The sequence below is a fragment of the Salinisphaera sp. G21_0 genome (genome assembly GCF_017744115.1).
Taxonomy (GTDB): domain Bacteria; phylum Pseudomonadota; class Gammaproteobacteria; order Pseudomonadales; family Endozoicomonadaceae; genus Endozoicomonas.
Genome location: NZ_JAGHQW010000078.1, coordinates 1 through 21,075 on the forward strand (window position 1 = coordinate 1; position 21,075 = coordinate 21,075).

18 protein-coding genes are annotated in these 21,075 nt (G+C 46.4%); 11 read left to right on the forward strand and 7 right to left on the reverse strand.

All coding sequences use genetic code 11. The features are described from left to right. Positions 1-347: hypothetical protein (locus J7439_RS23000; protein WP_209204392.1), on the forward strand; the 347-nt coding region annotated here is incomplete at its 5' end. 801 nt (positions 348-1,148) lie between these two features. After that, positions 1,149-3,110: a hypothetical protein gene (locus J7439_RS23005; protein WP_209204393.1), complete on the forward strand. Its 1,962-nt coding sequence runs from the start codon at positions 1,149-1,151 to the stop codon at positions 3,108-3,110. Positions 3,111-3,372: 262 nt separating this feature from the next. On the opposite strand, the gene J7439_RS23010 is transcribed toward J7439_RS23005, so the two are convergent. Next, positions 3,373-3,540 (reverse strand): hypothetical protein, encoded by a 168-nt coding sequence (locus J7439_RS23010; RefSeq protein WP_209204394.1) that lies wholly within the window; start codon positions 3,538-3,540, stop codon positions 3,373-3,375. A 276-nt stretch (positions 3,541-3,816) separates the two neighbouring features. Between J7439_RS23010 and J7439_RS23015 the strand changes: the two genes are divergently transcribed. Further along, positions 3,817-4,398 carry a hypothetical protein gene (locus J7439_RS23015; protein ID WP_209204395.1) on the forward strand — a complete coding sequence of 194 codons (582 nt, stop codon included), beginning with the start codon at positions 3,817-3,819 and terminating at the stop codon, positions 4,396-4,398. 191 nt (positions 4,399-4,589) lie between these two features. Here J7439_RS23015 and J7439_RS23020 read toward each other — a convergent pair whose 3' ends face one another. The 3 genes from J7439_RS23020 to J7439_RS23030 form a co-directional block, all read right to left on the reverse strand. After that, positions 4,590-5,672, reverse strand: a complete 1,083-nt coding sequence (locus J7439_RS23020) for a class II aldolase/adducin family protein (protein ID WP_209204396.1) — start codon at positions 5,670-5,672, stop codon at positions 4,590-4,592. Between the two features lie 18 nt (positions 5,673-5,690). Beyond that, positions 5,691-6,893 (reverse strand): amino acid permease, encoded by a 1,203-nt coding sequence (locus tag J7439_RS23025; protein ID WP_209204397.1) that lies wholly within the window; start codon positions 6,891-6,893, stop codon positions 5,691-5,693. Between the two features lie 183 nt (positions 6,894-7,076). Continuing rightward, entirely contained in the window at positions 7,077-7,346 is a 270-nt protein-coding gene (locus J7439_RS23030) for a hypothetical protein (RefSeq protein ID WP_209204398.1), read from the reverse strand. Between the two features lie 727 nt (positions 7,347-8,073). Here J7439_RS23030 and J7439_RS23035 point away from each other — a divergent pair. The 4 genes from J7439_RS23035 (at position 8,074) to J7439_RS23050 (ending at position 15,589) form a co-directional block, all read left to right on the forward strand. Continuing rightward, complete coding sequence (locus J7439_RS23035; protein WP_209204399.1) at positions 8,074-8,514, forward strand: hypothetical protein; 441 nt, start codon at positions 8,074-8,076, stop codon at positions 8,512-8,514. A 1,047-nt stretch (positions 8,515-9,561) separates the two neighbouring features. Then, on the forward strand, positions 9,562-10,305 hold the full coding sequence (locus J7439_RS23040; protein WP_209204400.1) for a hypothetical protein: 744 nt from the start codon (positions 9,562-9,564) through the stop codon (positions 10,303-10,305). Between the two features lie 514 nt (positions 10,306-10,819). After that, positions 10,820-11,413, forward strand: a complete 594-nt coding sequence (locus J7439_RS23045; protein WP_209204401.1) for a hypothetical protein — start codon at positions 10,820-10,822, stop codon at positions 11,411-11,413. A 1,227-nt stretch (positions 11,414-12,640) separates the two neighbouring features. Then, a complete protein-coding gene (locus J7439_RS23050; protein WP_209204402.1) occupies positions 12,641-15,589 on the forward strand; it encodes a M26 family metallopeptidase in 2,949 nt (982 codons plus the stop codon). A 20-nt stretch (positions 15,590-15,609) separates the two neighbouring features. On the opposite strand, the gene J7439_RS27600 is transcribed toward J7439_RS23050, so the two are convergent. Together J7439_RS27600 and J7439_RS23060 are read right to left on the reverse strand one after the other, a co-directional pair. Beyond that, on the reverse strand, positions 15,610-15,927 hold the full coding sequence (locus J7439_RS27600) for a helix-turn-helix domain-containing protein (RefSeq protein WP_209204403.1): 318 nt from the start codon (positions 15,925-15,927) through the stop codon (positions 15,610-15,612). A gap of 229 nt (positions 15,928-16,156) precedes the next feature. Continuing rightward, positions 16,157-16,573 carry an ankyrin repeat domain-containing protein gene (locus J7439_RS23060; protein WP_209204404.1) on the reverse strand — a complete coding sequence of 139 codons (417 nt, stop codon included), beginning with the start codon at positions 16,571-16,573 and terminating at the stop codon, positions 16,157-16,159. 180 nt (positions 16,574-16,753) lie between these two features. On the opposite strand from J7439_RS23060, the gene J7439_RS23065 reads away from it, so the two are divergent. From J7439_RS23065 to J7439_RS23075, 3 genes are all read left to right on the forward strand, one after another. Next, positions 16,754-16,921 carry a hypothetical protein gene (locus J7439_RS23065; RefSeq protein ID WP_209204405.1) on the forward strand — a complete coding sequence of 56 codons (168 nt, stop codon included), beginning with the start codon at positions 16,754-16,756 and terminating at the stop codon, positions 16,919-16,921. A gap of 127 nt (positions 16,922-17,048) precedes the next feature. Next, positions 17,049-17,198: a hypothetical protein gene (locus tag J7439_RS23070; RefSeq protein ID WP_209204406.1), complete on the forward strand. Its 150-nt coding sequence runs from the start codon at positions 17,049-17,051 to the stop codon at positions 17,196-17,198. An 817-nt stretch (positions 17,199-18,015) separates the two neighbouring features. Beyond that, entirely contained in the window at positions 18,016-18,918 is a 903-nt protein-coding gene (locus tag J7439_RS23075) for a hypothetical protein (RefSeq protein ID WP_209204407.1), read from the forward strand. Between the two features lie 536 nt (positions 18,919-19,454). Here J7439_RS23075 and J7439_RS23080 read toward each other — a convergent pair. Beyond that, a complete protein-coding gene (locus J7439_RS23080; RefSeq protein WP_353623111.1) occupies positions 19,455-19,769 on the reverse strand; it encodes a transposase in 315 nt (104 codons plus the stop codon). A 252-nt stretch (positions 19,770-20,021) separates the two neighbouring features. Here J7439_RS23080 and J7439_RS23085 point away from each other — a divergent pair, with 252 nt between their 5' ends. After that, entirely contained in the window at positions 20,022-20,942 is a 921-nt protein-coding gene (locus tag J7439_RS23085) for a hypothetical protein (RefSeq protein WP_209204408.1), read from the forward strand. The last annotated feature ends 133 nt before the right edge of the window (positions 20,943-21,075 follow it).

Sequence of the window (21,075 nt, forward strand, 5' to 3'; positions counted from 1 at the left end):
CAGGCAGCCCTGTGTACCATGTACTGACCGAACATGGGACTGACTCTGACGATAACCGTGGTGAACCGGTGGCAAACACTGGAAACCCCATCCGACCAGGCAGCCCTGTGTACCATGTACTGACCGAGCATGGGACTGACTCTGACGATAACCGTGGTGAACCGGTGGCAAACACTGGAAACCCCATCCGACCAGGCAGCCCTGTGTACCATGTACTGACCGAACATGGGACTGACTCTGACGATAACCGTGGTGAACCGGTGGCGAACACTGGAAACCCTATCCGACCAAGAAACAGAAGAAACAGTGTCGAAGAAACAGTGTCAAGAAACAGTGTCAGGTCTTGAATCTTGAATGTGTTCAAATACAAATGCCTGACCCTCGCTTTTGTTTTTTTTGACCTTATCGGGATTATTAGGTTCTATTCAACATGTCCGGGGGGAGATGATTCAATTTTGTCTGGATTAGCTGCCGACTCTCCTTCTCCCTCATTTCCTTATACATCGATTTTATATAGGACTTTTGAAATGCTTTTTTGTCAGCTTTCCATGCCTTGCCTTTTTCGGTTTGGAGGAATCTGGCTTCGATCTCCCTGAGTGTTGGAGAAATGCGCAAATCTTTTTTAAACTTAACGCGCACCTTTTCAAGCGTAACGTTTTCAGATTCACCAGAGACAGAAGGATCAGTTGCCTGAGGAAGTCGTAAATCATTAGTAGTAGCTGGTGAATTGGATATTGAAAAATCATCGATTGAAAGGGGAGAAGATGATGTCTTCTGGATAGTTACTACCTGCTTCAGGTAACTTTCACGGGTTGAAGTGGATATTTGTGCAGAGTAGCCAGCCAGGCGTGGCTGTAAACTCGAATCTTCAGTAGGTATGGGATTTTATGAAAGAACCTGTTGGCAAGGGTGATCAGAGTAAAATACTGCTTTTGAGTCTGCAAGAACTCTGTCCATTTGAAAATTAACCTGTGGTTTGTTGAATTGTGAAATTACAACTGACTAATTACTCAATTTCTGATTGATCACTCTTTTCGATAAAAAGTTCCGCATTTCCTCAAATGTTTCAACAGCCAACCATTACTTATTGAACTTTTAGCCAGCCAGGCAATCTAATAAGGGAAATTTTTATTATGAGCTGATCGATTATGTATATTACCAATTCTAACTTACCATCCGCTGCCCAAAATCCATTGCCACCACAACCCGTTGGCAGCCAGGCAGTCAGGCGAATTGAACGCAGTAATATAACGACCATGGATCTTGCTAAATTCCTGCAAAACAGGACAGTAGAGGAGGTTCAGGACATCGCTAAAAAAATCTGCACGGCAGCAATACCGGATCCTGACTTCAAACTCAGTATACTGAAAGAACAGCTCAGGGATTCAGGGTTTGTCAATATTAAACAGTCCCGTTGTGAGGGCGGCGAAAAGCGCCAGTTGATTACCGGGCTGCTCAAGCACATCCAGGGGGAATTCCTTAATCTTGGGGAGGGTGTTGAAGGGTCTGAAGCCACAAAATTTTGTAAGCTTATCCGGGAACCTAACAGCTGTTTGAGCATGGGGATTGATTGCCTGATCGATGAAATCAATGTGCATAAGCGGGAGCAGGAAGCCGGTGGGCATGTATTACCCGGCATGTCCGCTGGTCTTCCTTTAAGTGAGGGATTCCCTCCTGGTGATGGTGGCACCACCGGCCAGGCAATGAATCCTGATGTTTTTCAGCAGCTCCCCAGGGAGCAACAAGCCCTTCATTATCCACCGGTGAATCCAGCCCCATCAGCGCCCCCTGCCTATGACGTTGCCATGGCGGGGAGCCGGGCAAGTGAACTCCCTGAACAGCAGCGATGTAACAAAGGCCTTGAAATGTTTGCCAGTCAGCTTGGGCGTTACTCCCTGGACCCTTCCGGAGCCCGGACTGCCATGAACAACATGGCTCAAATCCTGACGCGTATGAGTGGCCAGTGTACACTGCCGAAGACGACTACAGTGGCCAGAGGGGAGCGGTTAACTTCCCTCGCAAAGCAGGTCCGGATGACCTCAGTGAACGTATTTCGCGACGATTTCGTATCAACGGCCGGTATTGGCGTGAGTGTTGTCGGTAACAACCGGGACATTCAGCCTGTTGTCAGCGTTTCATGGCTAACGCTGGATAAATTTCCTGCTGAGGTTCAGGAACGTTTGCAGCTTGCGGGTATCGGGGATTATGGCAAAGAGGATACAAATGTACCCATCGTTCAGGTGTATCTGTGCGCCAGTAGTGAAAAGGCACTGGAAGGTGCTGAATTCACTGTGGATCTGCACAGCACAATCAAAAGGAGGTATCTGTCGAAGTTCTGGCCCCGGGGGCTGGATAAACTGATTCCCCTCAGTGTGGCGCTGCGTATGCCCAAAGGACTGCAGCAAGGTGCTGGCTTTCATCATGTCGGCTTTGCCCTTCATCAGGTATCAGGGTTTGGAGGGGAACGGCCATCGTCTTCGAGTGCACTTTTTTCCCATGGACGAGGTCACAATGAGTCAGAAAGGCACAACATTGGCATTCAACAAGTGGCACCCATACTGGAAGCCATGGGCGTTGACCGCAAAACGGCCATGTCCAGCGAGGCCGGACTGGCCATTCCCTTCGGGTTTACCTTGTTGAAACAGTCCAGGGATGCTTTGGAGCGAGAAGCAAGGGTGTCAAATATGTTGGAGCCCAGAGAACTGTTTGATTTCGGAAGCCTGTTTGGTGGGGCCAGCTCTCGTGGAGGCACCTATCGTGGAGGCACCTATCGTGGAGGCAACTTCCGTGGAGGCGAATCAGCTGACGTGCTACAGAGTAAGGCAACTGGAGAAACCTCCAGGGGGTTCTCTATGCCGACTCAAGAAGATGAGCCTGAGGCCAACGAACGAATTACCAGTGGTATTAATCCCCTGGCATGCACAACGGAAAGTGAATATACGTGTGTAAAAGATGGGGTACCAACGGAAGCTTTTGCGTGGGTTGGTGGCCTAATCTGGGTGCAGACCGTTACCAGTTTGCCGGGCATCGAAACCAGCGAAGACCTGAAACAATGGGTAGATAAGCAGAAAGTCGACCCATTAAATCCAGTGCTTCCGGGTATCTTGTAAAAATTATTCCAAAAAGAAACAGTGTCAGGTCTCGAATCTTGAATGTGTTCAAATACAAAGGCCTGACCCTGGCTTTTTGTTTTCCTTGACTTTATTCAAGAATCAAAACCTGATTCCGTTTTCTGAGATTTTCAGACGTTTGCGTTTTTGGACGAAAACTCACTAACACTGGAGTAAGTATACAAAACAAAAAAATCCAGGAACCAAAATGGACAGAATATTGTACGTAGGATCTGTCGTTAAAAATGAACTTACTCTGTTCTTAATGGTCAATTAAAAGACAGCCTTCAAAAATAACTAACGCTATGGAAATTACTGTATGGTGCCATCTACCTCTGTCCAGCTGAGCTGGCTTGAAAACATTCAATACAATTACCAAACCGATGGATTGCTGAGCGCCCTGTTCGCTGTTTTCTGTTTCTCTGGCCATTCCAGGACCATCTCAGTCGTCGAGGCCGAGAATTACATCAACGCTTTTCCTGAATCCGGGCTAACACAAGCTCTGAACAGAAAAATTACCAGCAGGACAGTGACTCATAGTCCTGCTGGTGACTTACATGCTCAGACTACAACGCCACGGCCTGACCCAAAGGACACTCAGACACCCGTAGCTCAGGAAGCAGGCCGGTCAAACTCACAGTCGGAGCCTTTGGTCAACACAGGCCAGCTATCAGAACAACAAAGGCTGGGTCAATTACAGGAGAATATGAAAGAACTTGCGAAATTAGCAACAAATTATGTCGATATCGTCCGTGAGGTAAGTGATATCCCAATGTCTACTGTTTTTGTAGGCTTGGAACTATCGGCTATTGAGAACGGCGAGAAAACCCTCTCTGCAAAACAAATCATCAGCGATCTGAGGGCCTGGAGTGAGGCATTGAAATTTGGCTTTGACAGCATTATGGAATCATCACAAACGATTACTGATGAATCAGTAGCACAGGCCCTGAAGCAATTCAGATCCAGATTCGACCAACTGGAACGCATACTGGAATGCAAACAGGATCCAGGGCATATTCTGGAATCTACCCTTCATGGCGCTGCCGGGCTGCTGCCTGACATCAGATCAAATATCACTCCTTATCAAGTCCCGGAATGTATTTCATTCGCTGAGAATAGAGTCATTACTTCGGCCAAAAAACTACAAAAGATAATAAACTATGGCCACGAAGTTCTCGACAATGTACTTTCCGTGACAAAAGGTAATAAAGATTATCAGGAATTAAAACAACAACTGGATTCCCGGATACAGAATATTCTTGATATGCAAGGCACTAAACACAGCTAGATATTTCAAATACAAATAAACATTGTCAGGTCTTGCAAATACAAAGGCTGACCCTGTCTTTTCGTTTTCCTTGACTTTATTCAGGAATCAAGACCTGACCCTCGCTTCACTCGCTTCAAAAAAGACACCCATTTTTGACTCAGAAAAATGGATGTCTTGTCTTCTTACTGGTTAATCAAGAATCAGTTGCACTAATGATATCGGTTTAACGGATTAACCGAAAATAGAATATTGTGTAAGCTGTTGTCTAATGTATCTATTTTTTTTCTGTTTTGTTTGTTCAGGGTAACAATTAACAGGTGAGATCTGAAAACTTCTTCCATCTCATGGGTGATTTTTAAATTGGTAGACACAAAGTAGATGTTATCCTGGTACACCACGACACCTGGCAGAAAATTATTATTATGGATTTTAAAATCCACAATCTCCTGAGCCGATAACTCGTTCAACTCCACCGGCATAACCGCATTATACACATATTGATCAGGATAACAGGGAGTAAAGAAAAAGGCCTCTTTGTCATCACGGTACACTTGGTTGATGGTTTGGTCGTTGGAACAGTGAGCTATGCACTGAATGCCAGTTATTGCGCTATAGAGCTCAGCAATTTTTGTCGCATTTTTCATGTGGCTGTAATCAACTGCAAAGTATTTTTCAGCAATGGCCATCATGTTTTCAACAATGGCCATTAATCCTTCGACAGTATCATGACCAACCATAATGCCATGATTTTTCATAAAGTAGAGATGCGGCTTCTCTTTGCCTGTGAGGCTTTGCATGTACTGGGCGAAAAGAATGGACACTTCCAGCCCGGGGGCGGCATACCCGACAAAACCGGCATCCGGGTACAGGTTTGATATGATGTTTTGGGCATCACGATGTATCAATAGGGCATTGATAATGACAGGATGCAAATGCAGGGTGTATTTAAAAGGGAGGAGGGCATGAAGAAACACTTCGGCGGTGGGTTTTATATCCGGCAACTCATTAGCTTCCCTGACCGATTGATTGGCTATTTTAACACTCTCTTTCAGGCTGTATTTTTTCAACAGGTCGTTGTTATCTAAAACGTTCAGTATTTTTTCACTGTCAACGGTTACATAACCATGATTCGATTCCGTTTCTGAAAGGACGCAGCCCACTCCCTGAGAGACCAGCAGTTTGCCTGTATCCACTTTAGCCCCGGCATTCCCCCCGCCAGCCTGAACAAGGTCGAAGCGGCCACCGGCGTACTTGCAAAGTTTTACCAGGTCTTTAATAACATTATTTTTCATAATCATATCCTTTTGAAGTTATGCATCATTCATGCTGTATAGCTCAGCGATTATCACCGCAATGGAAAAGATAATAATTAAAGTGAAAGCTATTTTTCCGCCAGGTAACTGATAACTGCTTTTGATACCCTTGTTTCTTCCGGCCCAGGGCAGTACGGCCGGAATGATGCCAAAGACAACAGCAGAAAATATTGCGGCATAACCAAGTGCCGTTAAAAATACAGTGTCCAGCAATATGACTATCAGAGCAGGTGGCGCAAAAGTCAGTAAAGTCAGGGTAAGCTTGCCGGGTTTGATATTGTTGGCCTGCAAGCCATCCGAGATAAGATCAAATGTTCCCAGGGATACACCAATTAATGACGTGGCAATGGCTAAAAAAAAGAATGCCTTGAATATCAGTACAACATTGCCATTGTCTGTGAACTCTGCCATGGCCCGTAAAATGCCTGTTGATGGGTCACCGGAGTACAGAATGCTTTCTATACCGTTGTCACCATTAACAGGTATTACACCAATGACAATCGTTGCCCATAAAATATACATGATCAGTGGTATAAGGCTACCAACCACACAGGCAATCTTTATTTTTCTCACGTCACTGTGTAGATAGCTTCGCAAGGTCGGCACTATGACCAGATAGCCAAAAGAGGCAAAAATAACCGGTAATGATAAGAATGGCGGGTTGAATGTTGTTATTTCCAGCCTGTCAGCCTCCACATAAGGCATGGAAATGAAGGCAAGAGAGATAAATATCAGCAAAATTCCGATCACAAAAACGCGATTGATGTTTTCTGACATTCTTATGCCTGAATATATTAAGCCAGAAGCAATAGCCGTAATCACGACAACGGATGTAGTCTTGTTAACGTCAAGAGGAAGAATATATGACAAGGAGTAGCCTGTTAACTCCCCCAGGCCAGACAAATAAGCAGCAAGAATGCAATATAGAAATAATAAGCAGCTTCCCCACCCTATTATCTCTCCGGGTCGCCCCAGAGTGACCGAGATCATCGTGATAAGGTTGGCACCCTCTTTGTGCTGGAGGTTAGCTTCCAGCATAGAGAAGGCGATGCCCAGTGAAGCAAGCCAGACGGCGATAAACATAAAGAGGGTCGCTGCAAACCCGTAAGTGCCTGTGGTTACCGGCAGCGCAATCATCCCGGCTCCAACAGTGGTTCCCGTGACCAAAAAAATGCTGCCAATCAGGTTGTTTTTTTCCATGATTTTTTTTTCTGTTCTAGTGCATGACGAACTATATCGACTGAGGTGAGCACATTTGCAAAATCAGATCATTGATCAATGTCATTCGCAGTTTGAGCGTTCATCGAGTGCGTCTTCAAAATCCTTCAATTGATTGCTATTCAAAAACAGGACAAACACTGAATATTGAGGTGATGGTGTGCTTTAAGACTGCTTATCCTTACGGGCAGGGGCAACCGGTGATGACTGGTTTACAGGCACTGCCTGAGTGCTTTGGGGGGGGGCAGGTTGCGGTGTTTTAACGAATCCCACGGAGAACCGGGGGCATATATGGTCCGCCCCACTTTGCAAGGGAAAGTTTTCCATCATGATTAAAGAGTAATGCTTCCACTCTCTTAATAAAGAGACCGGCCTTTGGGGGGAGGTTACAATGCTTCTGGCCCAGGTGGATACGCCCCTTGTGGTTTTGGCCACTTGGGAGTCTCCCTTAGCATCCACGCGACTGATTCGGGCAGTTCCATAGAAGAGCCCAGTACAGATTCATGCCACCTATACGCCGGACACAACCTGTACAGCATTCAGAATTCACTTGCAGATTTATCCGATTGTGCGGCCCCCGGTTTTGATGTCAGAGAAGTCTTTTACGACGCCTCAACAGTGGTTCGGGTTTACTCATCTCTCTGTACCACACATGCCAGGTCGAGCCTGACTTTTCCTCATTGCTCACGACCACCACTCTTAATGGCAGCCGCATGTGGTAGTTTGAAGCCAGCTTCCGACAGCGGACTTCGCTGGGTCTACCACCCTCTCTTCCATAGCTTCCACGCTCTTCAGGACTTCATCCTTTGAACTCCTAAAGTCGTGCTATGGCACACGCACAATGAAAGACCTGATCCTGATTTTTGACCCTGATTTTCTGATGTTGGATCTGCGAGGGCTGATATGGCAAGAGATTAGCGGATTTATAAACCGTAGGTCGGTTCCCCGTTCAGGGGAGCCGACGGTCTTTTCCCCGCCGACAATTCCAGTGTTGAGAAGTGCACGGCGGTTGGTTCACGAGTCGGCTTCCTTCGGAAACTGACCTGCGTCGAAACATATGCATGCCAACGCATCAGTCCTTAGATCTTTCTTGACGCACAAACCAGGGTAGCTGAAACTGGCTTAGGTCTTTCTTTTGAATGGATTCAAGATTCAAGACCTAATGGACGCCGGTTTTGCTGATTTTCCAGCTTTCTTTTTTTGGGGTCTTTCATTCGCTCCTTTTTGTGCTGATTCAACAGCTTTCTTTGTATGGGGTCCTTCATTCTTTCATGATACCGCTCCCTTTGGCGCTGATTATCCAGCTTTCTTTTTTCGGGATCTTGCCTTCGCTCCCTTTGGCGTTGATTTATCAGCTTTCTTTTTTCGGGGTCCTTCATTCTTTCATGATACCGCTCCCTTTGGCGCTGACTATTCAGCTTTCTTTTTTCAGGGTCTTTCATCATTTCACTATACCGCTTCCTTCTTTGCTGATTTAACAGCTTTGTTTTTTCGGGTTCTTGCATTCGCTCCCTTTGGTGCTCAACAAGGAAACTATCAGCAATTTCTTCCTGTAGGGTCGTTTGTTTATCACCTGTCGTTTGGTTCAGGTTTATCGGGTTAACAAAAGTAACTGGTGGTAAATCTTGTCGGTTAAACCGTACGGCATGAAGATGAGTTGACTGATCATCTGGATTCAAATGCCTGGCAGGTATTGGATCAGGCTCGCTAGCCGATAAACATACCTGCTGAGCAAGGGGAAAATCTGGTATTGACGATATTTCATTATTAATGATTTCATCATCAGAATTCCAAGGCACATATTTATCAAGAACTGATTTTGGTATCTCATGAATATCCGTTCCAAAAGAGTTTTCTGCATTGAAGTCTGCCAGAGATACAATATCGTATTCACCCAACGATTTAAGAATACCTGTTTCATTTTGGGGTATATCTGATTGTCTATTGTAAACAGGAAAAGGAGAGTTCAGTGCCTGACCAGACATGCCTTGATACACCTGCGATAGTTTGCTGGCATCAGGTTCACAGGATTGGTTTATGATATCCAATGTACCGGAATAAAGATCAGAAAAAGCAACATCGAATGAACGAAACTTACTGGAGTGATTCATTGAATTACTGGATTATTGAATTAATCCTAAGACTACGTCTTCTTATAAAAGTTCCTCCCTGCCACAAACTATTTACTATTTTTGTCAATGAAGCATAAGGATCTGTTATGGCCACTAACAAGACGACACTGGCAGAAAACTGCTGGCAAGAAAGCTGGGATAAAAAGCTTAAAAAGTTGGGGGCAGGTCTTTCTTTTTGACGCAAAACCAAGGAGCCCGAAACTGGGTTAGGGCTTTCTTTTGAATGGATTCAAGATTCAAGACTTGACCCATTATTGTTGGTTTTATTGGTTTTAGTTATTGGTATTGGCACTTACGATTTTTGGTTTGATGAGCCTGCCAATTGGGCACATTAATAAGGAAATTCCAGCAAGTTGCTTCCGATCATTCACCATAGGACATTATCTTGTATTGTGGTAATTCAGGAGGAACTTTTTGGAAATAATTAAGTCGGAAAATTATGTCTGCCCGCAGCCAGTATTATTGCTAATAAAAATTTTGGGCCGGAAGTAACGAATAATCTGAGGATAATAAGGCATATGAATATCCCTAATTGTACGACGGTGACAACACAGCCAGCAGCCCACCGGTTATGTGACTACACCCTTGATTGTGAGCGAATTAAACAAGATTCCTGTGCGTGTGGCATCACTACCTCGATTGCTTCCGCTGGAGGTGCTGCTCTTGGTGGTGTTATAGCCTACAATACTGTAAGCACCATCAGCAGTACTGTCGGTGGTGTCTTCCTCGGCATGTCTGTTGGCGCTTGCTTTTCTTGTGCCATGGGTCTTTGTGTAAATTGCTGCTCAGATGACTGCGATTACATTAAGCTTCGTAATCGAGAGATTTCCACCTGTACCGAACTGGCCCCCCTTCCTGTCAGGCAGCAACAGGAACAGGAGCCACCATCGGCAGAACCTCCGCCTTACCCGGGAACTGGACCCAGCCGCACAGCACCTCCGCCTTACCCGGGAACTGGACCCAGCCGCACAGCACCTCCGCCTTACCCGGGAACTGGACCCAGCCGCACAGCACCTCCGCCTTACCCGGGAACTGGTTCCAGCCGCACCGCACCAGTTCAGTCCCAGCCAAGACTGCACTCTTCTTCTCCATTGCCAAGCATCGACAATTTTAGCTCCATTCACCCCTACTACTCATGTACTCATGCTATCTCTCAAATCGTCAGTGGTAGATCAACCTCGGAGGTAGCGTCCGGTGCCTATAGGCTGACTTCTGGCTCAACCTCTCTGGGTTTACCGGGCTTCGGCTTCAGCCTTTGGTAATTAATAATGCAGGTGTCTGATACCTGAATATAAAAACCGGGGGCATATATGGTCCGCCCCGCATTGCAAGGAAAAGTTTTCCATCATGATTAAAGAGTAATGCTTCCACTCTCTTAATAAAGAGACCGGCCTTTGGGGTGAGGTTACAATGCTTCTGGCCCAGGTGGAATACGCCCCTTGTGGTTTTGGCCACTTGGGAGTCTCCCTTAGCATCCACGCGACTGGTACGGGCAGTTCCTTAGAAGAGCCCAGTACAGATTCATGCCACCTATACGCCGGACACAACCTGTACAGTGATATGGCAAGAGATTAGCGGATTTATAAACCGTAGGTCGGTTCCCCGTTCAGGGGAGCCGGCGGTCTTTTCCCCGCCGACAATTCCAGTGTTGAAAAGTGCACGGCGGTTGGGTCACGAGTCGGCTTCCTTCGGAAACTGACCTGCGTCGAAACATATGCATGCCAACGCATCAGTCCTTAGGTCTTTCTTTTGAATGGATTCAAGATTCAAGACCTAATGGACGCCGGTTTTGCTGATTTTTCAGCTTTCTTTTTTCGGGATCTTGCCTTAGCTCCCTTTGGCGTTGATTTTCCAGCTGTCTTTTTTCAGGGTCTTTCCTTCGCTCCCTTTGTTGCTGATTTTTCAGCTTTCTTTTTTCGGGGTCTTTCATTCGCTCCTTTTGGCGCTGATTTACCAGCTTTCTTTGTATGGGGTCCTTCACTCTTTCATGATACCGCTCCCTTTGGCGCTGATTTAGCAGCTTTCTTTTTTCGGGATCTTGCCTTAGCTCCCTTTGGCGTTGATTTATCAGCTTTCTTTTTTCGGGGTCTTGTCTTTGCTCTCTTTGGCGTTGATTTATCAGCTTTCTTTTTTCGGGGTCCTTCATTCTTTCATTATACCGCTCCCTTTGGCGCTGACTATTCAGCTTTCTTTTTTCAGGGTCTTTCATCAATTCACTATACCGCTTCCTTCTTTGCTGATTTACCAGCTTTCTTTTTTCGGGTTCTTGCATTCGCTCCCTTTGGTGCTCAACAAGGAAACTATCAGCAATTTCTTCCTGTAGGGTCGTTTGCTTATCACTTGTCGTTTGGTTCAGGTTTATCGGGTTAACAAAAGTAACTGGTGGTAAATCTTGTTGGTTAAACCGTACGGCATGAAGATGAGTTAACTGATCATCTGGATTCAAATGCCTGGCAGGTATTGGATCAGGCTCGCTAACCGATAAACATACCTGCTGAGCAAAGGGAAAATCTGGTATTGACGATATTTCATTATTAATGATTTTATTATCAGAATTCCAAGGTGCATATTTATCAAGAACTGATTTTGGTATCTCATGAATATCCGTTCCAAAAGAGTCTTCTGCATTGAAGTCTGCCAGAGATACAATATCGTATTCACCCAACGATTTAAGAATACCTGTTTCATTTTGGGGTATATCTGATTGTCTATTGTAAACAGGAAAAGGAGAGTCCAGTGCCTGACCAGACATGCCTTGATACACCTGCGATAGTTTGCTGGCATCAGGTTCGAAGGATTGGTTTATGATATCCAATGTAACGGAATAAAGATCAGAAAAAGCAACATCGAATGAAGGTAACTTACAGGAGTGATTCATTGAATTACTGGATTATTGAATTAATCCTAAGACTACGTCTTCTCATAAAAGTTCCTCCCTACCACAAACTATTTACTATTTTTGTCAATGAAGCATAAGGATCTGTTATGGCCACTAACAAGACGACACTGGAAGAAAACTGAAAGCTGGGGTCATATATGGTCCGCCCCTTTGCAAGGATAAGTTTTCCATCATGACTAAAGAGACCGGCCTTTGCGGTGAGGTCTCAATGCTTCTGGCTCTGATGGAATCCGCTCACTCCCACCTCATCAGGTCTTCGGCCTCTTCGGGGCCTGATTAGGATTGACACTTGTTGTTTATACTAATAAGAAAAAGATATTGCAAAATGAAAGACCAGCCCCTGCTTTTCTTCTTTCTGCTCTTCGTGGTTTCGTCTTTAGCTTCCCGAAGCTGGAAGTAGACGCTTAATGTCTGAGAATATTTACTGACCGGTTATGAAAGCGAATCCTGTAAATGCCAACAGTCAAAGAGAAACTGCATTCTTATAGTAAAAAAAAGCGCATCTAATTCAAACTATTCTTACCACTGCCAAAAAACTGGCCACTATATTTCTCCCTATTAACCTGCAAACAGCAACACCAGTTATCCGTCAGAAATAGTTTAATTATCCTAACCTGTTTACTTATGGTTATGGTCGTTTGATATGTAAGACAGTGGATTAATATCAACACAAACAACATTGTTATAAGGTATTGATTTTGATAGAAGAAACAAGCGTACCCACGACAGGTACTGCCAACGACCCGCAACCTGTAACAACCCCGGCCACAGAACTGGAGGGCCGTTGGGGAAGGTTGGGTGTCGGGGTCAGTGCGTTTGTCCGGTCGCTGAACCCCAACTTTGATCCGACAAATTCCCGGCCGCCAGTGCCCGGTGCAGCAGGCAGTGATCCTCAGGGCATTGATGGCCTGGGTAATTTCCTGCAGATCACCGCACTGGCAGGACGTGTGGTATCAGCCTGTGGCGGCATGTCCCCGGAAATCAGTAGTATCCTGGGCAATCTTCCCAGCATCTCCACTGCGGGCCAGTACGCCTGGGATCAGTTTAATGCATTCACTGCCCGTGCCGAGCCTGGCACGCACAGGGAAAATAGGCAGGACGGGGCCCCGGAAAACGCCAAAGATAAAGATAAAGATAAAGATAAAGATAAAGAAAAAACCAGCAAAGCCCCACAAAATACACGACAAAAAACAACTAAATCCGTTACCAACACGCAACGGTTTGGCCAGTTGCCAAAGACGTCCCTGGCACTGGGGGCCCTGGCCGGATTTTCCGCTGTCGGCGCATCATCTGTATCCAACCCTGGCACCGACGACTGGGTTGATGTGGCGGATGAAGGAACCCTTGGCAATATCTGCAATAATACGGAATCATGCAGCAGAAAATATCGGCTGACCAGGGATATTGATGGTGGGCAGTTAACCCGATCCATTGGTAACAAAACCCTTCCGTTTACCGGCCAGCTGAACGGTCAGGGTCATACCGTTGGCTATCTCACCCGCTGCCTGGTAGAAAACCTTGAGGGCGGCCGTATCGATAACCTGACCCTTAGTGATGCCAATATAACGTCATCAGCGTCTACCGGGGTAGCGGCTTGTGAAATATCAGGCGACGCCATGGTGAGTAATATTCAGGTTGCGCGTGCTGAAGTCACCACAAACAGTGGACACGCAGCTATTGGCGTGGGCCGAGTCGAAGGAGGAACCCTAACCAACACGGCCGCGGTGAATTGCACGGTGAAAGCCTCCGGTCACAATGCATTTGCCGGTATTGGTGTGGGATCTCTGCGTAATGGAGCTGTTGCTAACACGGCTGCGGTAAACTGTATTGTTGAAACAGATACAGCAGATATGAGTGCTGGTGTTGGTGCGGGTTTTTCGTTTGAAGGAATCGTTACCAACACAACTGCGGTGGACTGTCATGTTAAAACACTGGGAAGAAATGCAGATGCAGGCATTGGGGCAGGAAATCAGTATAAAGGAACTGTTACCAACACGGCTGCGGTGGAATGCCATGTGACAACCTCCCATGCCTCTGCAAATGCCGGTATTGGGGCGGGAGTATCGAAAGACGGTACTGTTAGCCACACGAAAGCGGTGGACTGTAAGGTAACAACCGGCAAAAAACAGGCAAGCGCCGGTATTGGGGTGGGGTTGAATGAAGGAACAGGAAATATTACCGACACGACGGCAGTAAGGTGCAAGGTGAAAACCAGCGGTCGCGAAGCATTTGCCGGTATTGGTGCGGGAGATCATCAAAGTACAGGAATTATTGATCTCACGACCGCACTGGACTGTAAGGTTGTCACAGAAGGACCTGATGCAGATGCCGGTATTGACGCAGGACGCAGCAGTGGAAAGGCAAATGTCTGCGGCACCTTGGCGATTGGCACCAACGTTACAAGTAGTGTTAATAAAAATTCCAATGCGAATATCACGGTAGGAGGGATGAAACCACTTATTTGCAATGTCCATATCAATGATGAGCGGCAACAAGACATACCCTGGGTATGTCGTTATGGGGATAGGGATTACTGTGCAAAAATTGACCAACGACTGGTAACACCGAAGTGCCAGGCCGTTAATTATGATGGTATTAATACATTATACGGTGCCAATGCCCTTCTACCGCCCGCAATCCTGGAGACGGGACCCAAAGGTACCACTATGACTACGATCTTTTCCAGCCCAGCTTCTGCCACAACAATACCCCCAACAACCGGGGCCACCACATCAGGCATGAACTTTTCCAGCCCAGGTTCTGTCACAATGTCAACGGCCCCAAACGATTACACTAAAGTACCATCAATGACCTTTTCCACCTCGGATCCTGCCAGATTTACCAGACAAACACCGTTAGCAGGATCTCTAAATACTACCGTCGTAGCCTATATCGCCCTGGGCGTCTCTCTGGGTGTGGTACTTTTTGTGCTGGCCGGGACCGGGTTATGCGCCTACCGCTATTATCGTCAAAGATTATCGACTCAGGCTGGCCGGAACCGTGAGGAACCCATGCCGATGCACCCCGAAGGCCGACCCCGGAGTGGCATACCGCTGTCTACTCTTCCTCGGAGCCATTACCAGCTGTCAGACAGACCTCTGCCCACTCCCCCTCAGAGACATTACCAACCGTTGTTTGACATACCGGGGAACACCGCAGCAGGGGGCAGCATTTCCAGAAAGAGCACTGAAAAAAAACCTGACCAACAACGCCCAGACAGCCCTTTGTACCAGGAACTGATCGGATATGCATCCGCCTGTCGTTCTGGCGAATCGGTGGTAATCGAGCAGACCGGAAAGGTAACCGCAGACAGCAACCCTATGGTGAGCGAAGAAGAACCTGACCAACAACGCCCTGCCTTCCCTGAGTACCATGTATTGACCAAGCATGATTCCACCGATAGCTATCCCGAACAGGTGGAAATCGACCTGGCGGGTATGGTAACTGGAGACTGCAACCCCACGCTGAGCACTGAAGAAGAACCTGATCAACAATGCCCTGTGTACCATGTATTGACCGAGCATGAACCCGCCCGTAGCTATGGCGAACCGGAGGTAATCGAGCTGGCGGATATGGTAACTGGAGACTGTAACCCCATGACGAACACTGAAGAAAAACCTGAGCCTGCAAGCCCTGTGAGCCATTAACTCACCGAATCATCTAATAGCTACAGCCCAACAATATCCTCCAACTTTTCCACAAAGTTCGGGTCACGAGAGACTTTGAATGTCTTTTCAAGGTGAGGCTTGAGGCCATTTGCCTTCCAGATTCGTCGAACGCTGGCTTCACTTACGCCACTGACAGCAGCCATGGAGCGAGTGCTCCAATGAGTGGCATTATCAGGCAGTGTTTGAGTTGTCAATCGGACAATTTCAACGGCATCTATAGTCTGACGACGACCTCCTCGAGGCAGGTCTTTTTCAATGGCAGAACCCACCACATAACGACTGCGACAGCGGCTAACTTGATTTCGACCAATATTCATAGCCTCTAACAATCTGAAGATTGGTTTTACCTTGTGCAGCCAGAAGTATGATTTTTGAGCAGCGAGCAATGCGAACTGTGGTCGTATTGGACGTCGATAGCTGTTTAATATCTTTTTCTTCCTGTGCGCTTAATTTAATTTTTGGAGCAGTTCTCATAGTCAGTGATTATTATTCTCTGAGGGTTTAATAATAATGACTGGTTTGAAAATTATATATGATTTCATATGGTCAGCTACTTAACTGCGTTAATTCATCACCTCTCTTTGCATCATGCATTAATAATATTTCAATAATACTATTCCACCCTTTAATATAAGCTTTATCCAGTGGGGTTTGGCCATCTTTATCAGGTTCACTGACATCTGCCCCATACTGTACAAGTAATTTAACCATTGGTAGATCTCCATCAAAAACGGCCCTCCATACTGGTGTTGAATGATAAATACCCGATTTTGAGTTAACCTCAGCACCACAACCTATCAGATACTCTGCGATATCAATCTTTCCACGGAAAACAGCTTCCATCAAGGGAGTTTGGTCATGTTGAGATGATCGTAGAGTATTTAACAACTCAGTGGTGACACAACTTTTCAAAGCATCCAGATTTCCTTCTTCTATAGAATTAAATATAGGATGACGGCTCATAATAGGGGTGCTCTCTCAATTTGATAACTGAGGCGGGTATGACAGCAGCGGGGTTATGCAGTGGTGTCGTCGATGTAGATAAACCTGAATAACAATGATTGTGACAGGTTTTTAGTAACGGAGAGACGACGGTTATGACCAACCGCTGTCAAACTGAAATGCAGGGCAACCTTATTATCAATGAACCAAAGTACCGGCTTCCACACAAGACAGCTTACTGTTGCGGAGCTTCCTATGGAGTATGGGGTTTTGGATATGGTGAGTATAGTGGTGGCGGTTCCTGGGTGTATGGTGGTGGTTCATGGGAGTACGGTGGTGGAGGCTCCTGAGGGTATCGAAATGTTGTAGTGCTACTATTATTTCGTACGACTTCACTGAATGTTTCGGTCGACTCACCAGTGATTCCGGGAACATGAAGGATAGTCTGGGAAAACTGTACAGGTGAGTCCGAAGGGGCTGAAGACGGGCACGGAGCATGAATACCCCCAGTGACATTAATCGAGTTACAAAGCGGCTGTGCTCTGACCACTCTGGAATCAATGGACGTTTCGCGGTGACCATGATCAACGGCATTGGTATCGTTCGCATTCTTGCGACAACAGGCAACATATGTCGCCACTGCTGAAGTGCCTGTTGCAACGCCTACTGCTGCCCCCACCCCAAAGCCGACAAACATTGCAGTATAAGTTTTTGTCAGCTCCATGCTGACAAACCCACTGGAAGTACAACAGAATACTCCACATGTAAAGCTGGAACATTTACACATGTTATCATCTTGATTGGGGCATAAATAATGATCAGTGCAAGAACCAGTTGATTCCATAAAATGTACCTTTTCGGAGTTTCCTGAGACCGCTTTTACTACTTATCAATCCATGGACTTGATTTTTTCTAAAAAGTTTCGATATTCCTTCCCTGTGTGTGAACTAAGTGCTGACCCTGCCTGGGTTATGGCAGAATCCGTAATTTTTTTTCACGGACTTAGTGATTTTCGCGCCCTGCGAGGTTACAAAAAATAAAAACACCTCTATTTCTTCCAGTTTTTTGATCATCAAATAGCCACCAAGAGTGGAGGCCGCTTTTTGTGTACTGTGAACATAGTGTGCTTGATATTTATTATACGCTCATAGGCGTATATTCAGCGGGAATGGCTGGGAAGGAACTTGTGTAACCAAGTGGGAGTCTTAAGCTGTGATTCAATAACTTAATGAATTTATGAATTTATGACTGATCCAGATTGTAACTTACAAGGCTGTTATTCGAATTTTCTCACCGCATATGATGCTTTTATGCCCGGCGGTAAGTCACTTTCCAATCGCTATACACAAAAAAATGCTATAGCATTCGGTCAGAAAGTGGAACAAACGGCCCCAATCAATAACACCTCCCTACCCGATGGGGATAGACTCCATAACCGATTCGATGATTCAAGAATTAAACAAATGTCAATCACTATTCTTGATTCTAAAGAAACCTGCCTGGATGAGCCCTCTGAATTATCCGTAAGACCAGAAACATTTCAGAAAGCTGATAGTGGCACTGAATCAGAAATAAAAATTGTGCGAGTTTGGAGTATGGCTGGTGAAGGTGGCTCTCACTCTGTTAATAACAGCCATCAGTATTCTAACGTGATGGAGCAACTCAGTCCGATAATTCATGCTGATAACTTGAGTAATAAGTCTGTTTCAAACCCACCAGAAAAAATAACTGACAACAAAGCCTCTCGGTTGGAGCGCCGAAGGGAGCGCCGAAGGGAGCGTCGCAAAGATCCCGCTTTCGCAGAGCGCCAAAGGGAGTACCAAAGGGAGTACCGAAGGGAGCGTCGCAAAGATCCCTCTTTCGCAGAGCGCGAAAGGAAGCGCAAAAAGGAGCGCTACAAGACAGATCCCGCTTTCGCAGAGCGCCAAAGGAAGTACCACAGGGAGTACCACAAGGAGCGCTACAAGACAGATCCCGCTTTCGCAGATCGCGAAAGGGAGCGCATAAGGGAGCGCTACAAGACTGATCTCGCTTTCGCAGAGCGCCAAAGGGAGTACCAAAGGGAGTACCAAAGGGAGCGTCGCAAAGATCCCGTCTTTGCAGAGGGGCAAAGAATCTATAGGAATACTTACGACAGAATCAAAAGGCAAACCGCCAACAAGGAAGAAGCTTCAAAGCAAGCGAATATCGCAAAAAAGCAGTATCTCAAGTCAATCCATTCAGCTGGAAACTCCGGTGAATTAACACTGACTTCTAATTCAATTGAAACAAACCATAGTTCCAGTAAAATTTTTAATGGCTCTCCCACTTTCAGTCTTCAAGCTGAAGGAATATTTACCGTCCCGAATGAGCCTGTCTCAACCTGAGTGAACAGTCAGCAATCTAAAAGTAAGAAGGTATAGGTCACTGTCCTCCGGATAAGCAAACGGTAAAACCTGCTTTGCCTCTACGGGAGCACGTTTATGAAATATCCGGGTTAAGGGCTTGGAGGTGTTCACGCTAACCAGAATAGGTGTTCACGCTCGCCAGAATACGCAGAGGCGTCAAGGTTATGGTTTTATTGGCCGACGGAACCAGCGTCATATATGGTCCGCCCCGCTTTGCAAGGATAAGTTTTCCATCATGACTAAAGAGTAATGCTTCCACTCTATTAATAAAGAATCCTGCCTTTGGGGTGAGGTCTCAATGCCTCTGGCCCTGATGGAATCCGCTCACTCCCACCTCATCAGGTCTTCGGCCTCTACGGGCCCTGGCCCTGGTCAGGTTCAAGGGAGTGCAGGCCTTACCTTTTATGCCATCATTTGAACTTTATCCGCGCAACTCGTTGCAGGCTTCTTACACTGATTAACCGCTTTTGCTTTTCTTGTCTAACGTCAAATGTTTAATAGTTTAATTACTATGCTCATGCTGCTGCCTTGTACGGCTCTTTCCTGGTTAACACAGCCCGGGCAATGCCAGCGTTTTTATTGGCAACAGCCACTGCTGATATATTCTTGCCCCTGCGCTGATCAAGCTCTTTAATCCAGTTATTACGTCGATCGTCGTGTTTATTGGCCACCCTGCCAACGGTTCTGCCACCGTGTATCAGCAGGGTTCGCAGGTAGGTATCGCCCCGTTTACTGATCTCCGGCAAGGTGGGTACGCCACCGGTAGACTGCTGTTTGGTTACCAGTCCAAGCCAGGCTGCCATTTCCAGGCCATTTTTAAATGCTGATATTGGCTGCGTATTCTATGCAAACTCTGGATAGTGATTAAAAAGTTTTTCACTAATGTCCATTGGTCTTACAATCGTTCTAATATATACCGCCATTCATTTGTAAAAATAACACGACGCCTTCAGCACGTACCCTTAAATAAAAAAATGAACCGGGAACTTTTACGACACTGCATTTTCGAATAAGAGAGTGCCCGGTAATTTTTTGTGCTCTCTAATTTGCTGTTATGCGTTACAACATTAAGAGCCCTGTTTATGATTCAGCAACCCGCTCAGCACCCCATTCAGCAACCAATTTGCGACAGCGCTTCTCAATGTTCAGGAAATGGCAACGAACATTCCTGGCTCGGCCATGGCGTTGCTGTTGCTAAAGCATTTGCGAAATCATTGATTCCAACGGAAGATCCTTGCCTTGGTTTCAACTCCCGCAGAGCAGTGGAAGATCTTGTTCGACTGGCCACAGCAACTATCCTGCCACCGAGTTCCATTCTTTTCATGGTGAAAGATATTGCTGATGCCTGGTCCGGGAGCGGTTTGCCCGGGCCGGATGCAAAACCGGAATTACCACAGACATCAAAAGAAATCCGGGAAGAGGCTCAGGAAAAAGAACCCGGCTCGAAAGACGTCCCCCTTCAACAGACATCCACGGCCCGCTATCAAGGGAGTCAGGGAACCAAAGGACTGCTTGCCCTTGGCACGCTGGCCAGCTCTTTTCAGTATGCGAATTCGAAACCCATTGCCGATGGATCAAAATCCATAGAGATTAATGATGCAGAAACCCTGGGCAAGATTGGCCGACATCCCGACTATCCACTGAACGGTACCTACCAACAGACAGCGGATATTGTTGTCACTAAAGACTATCAATCCATTGGCAATGATACCCATCCATTCACCGGGAAGTACTATGGGCAGTGCCGTACCATCAGCGGCCTGTCTGACTGTTTTGTTAACACTCTGGAAGGCAGCATCCGTGACCTTCACTTTACTTGTGCCAATATAACAAATTCCCGGAAGACGACCGGGTTAGCAGCCTGTGTTGTTGATGTTAATGGCACAGTCAGTAATATCCGGGCGGAAAATGTTCATATTGTCACCTCGGGTAAGGATGCAGACGCCGGCATCGGGGGGGGCGGGTTAATGCTGGAGGAAAGGTTGCCAACACCACGGCGGTGAACAGCACGGTCGAAACCGTGAGTTTGCTTGCAAACGCCGGCATCGGGGGGGGACGGGTTAAAGGAACGGTTGCGAACACCACGGCGGTGAACAGCTATGTCACAACCTTGGGTGAAGGTGCATACGCTGGCAT

Bases quoted from the DNA above. Each gene is read 5' to 3' on its own strand.
- J7439_RS23015 (WP_209204395.1), top strand. From the start codon at position 3,817: ATGAAAGAACTTGCGAAATTAGCAACAAATTATGTCGATATCGTCCGT.
- J7439_RS27600 (WP_209204403.1), bottom strand. From the start codon at position 15,927: ATGAATATTGGTCGAAATCAAGTTAGCCGCTGTCGCAGTCGTTATGTG.
- J7439_RS23045 (WP_209204401.1), top strand. From the start codon at position 10,820: ATGGACGCCGGTTTTGCTGATTTTTCAGCTTTCTTTTTTCGGGATCTT.
- J7439_RS23020 (WP_209204396.1), bottom strand. From the start codon at position 5,672: ATGAAAAATAATGTTATTAAAGACCTGGTAAAACTTTGCAAGTACGCC.
- J7439_RS23025 (WP_209204397.1), bottom strand. From the start codon at position 6,893: ATGGAAAAAAACAACCTGATTGGCAGCATTTTTTTGGTCACGGGAACC.
- J7439_RS23040 (WP_209204400.1), top strand. From the start codon at position 9,562: ATGAATATCCCTAATTGTACGACGGTGACAACACAGCCAGCAGCCCAC.
- J7439_RS23060 (WP_209204404.1), bottom strand. From the start codon at position 16,573: ATGAGCCGTCATCCTATATTTAATTCTATAGAAGAAGGAAATCTGGAT.
- J7439_RS23070 (WP_209204406.1), top strand. From the start codon at position 17,049: ATGAATACCCCCAGTGACATTAATCGAGTTACAAAGCGGCTGTGCTCT.
- J7439_RS23075 (WP_209204407.1), top strand. From the start codon at position 18,016: ATGTCAATCACTATTCTTGATTCTAAAGAAACCTGCCTGGATGAGCCC.
- J7439_RS23005 (WP_209204393.1), top strand. From the start codon at position 1,149: ATGTATATTACCAATTCTAACTTACCATCCGCTGCCCAAAATCCATTG.
- J7439_RS23085 (WP_209204408.1), top strand. From the start codon at position 20,022: ATGATTCAGCAACCCGCTCAGCACCCCATTCAGCAACCAATTTGCGAC.
- J7439_RS23010 (WP_209204394.1), bottom strand. From the start codon at position 3,540: ATGGCCAGAGAAACAGAAAACAGCGAACAGGGCGCTCAGCAATCCATC.
- J7439_RS23035 (WP_209204399.1), top strand. From the start codon at position 8,074: ATGGACGCCGGTTTTGCTGATTTTCCAGCTTTCTTTTTTTGGGGTCTT.
- J7439_RS23065 (WP_209204405.1), top strand. From the start codon at position 16,754: ATGAACCAAAGTACCGGCTTCCACACAAGACAGCTTACTGTTGCGGAG.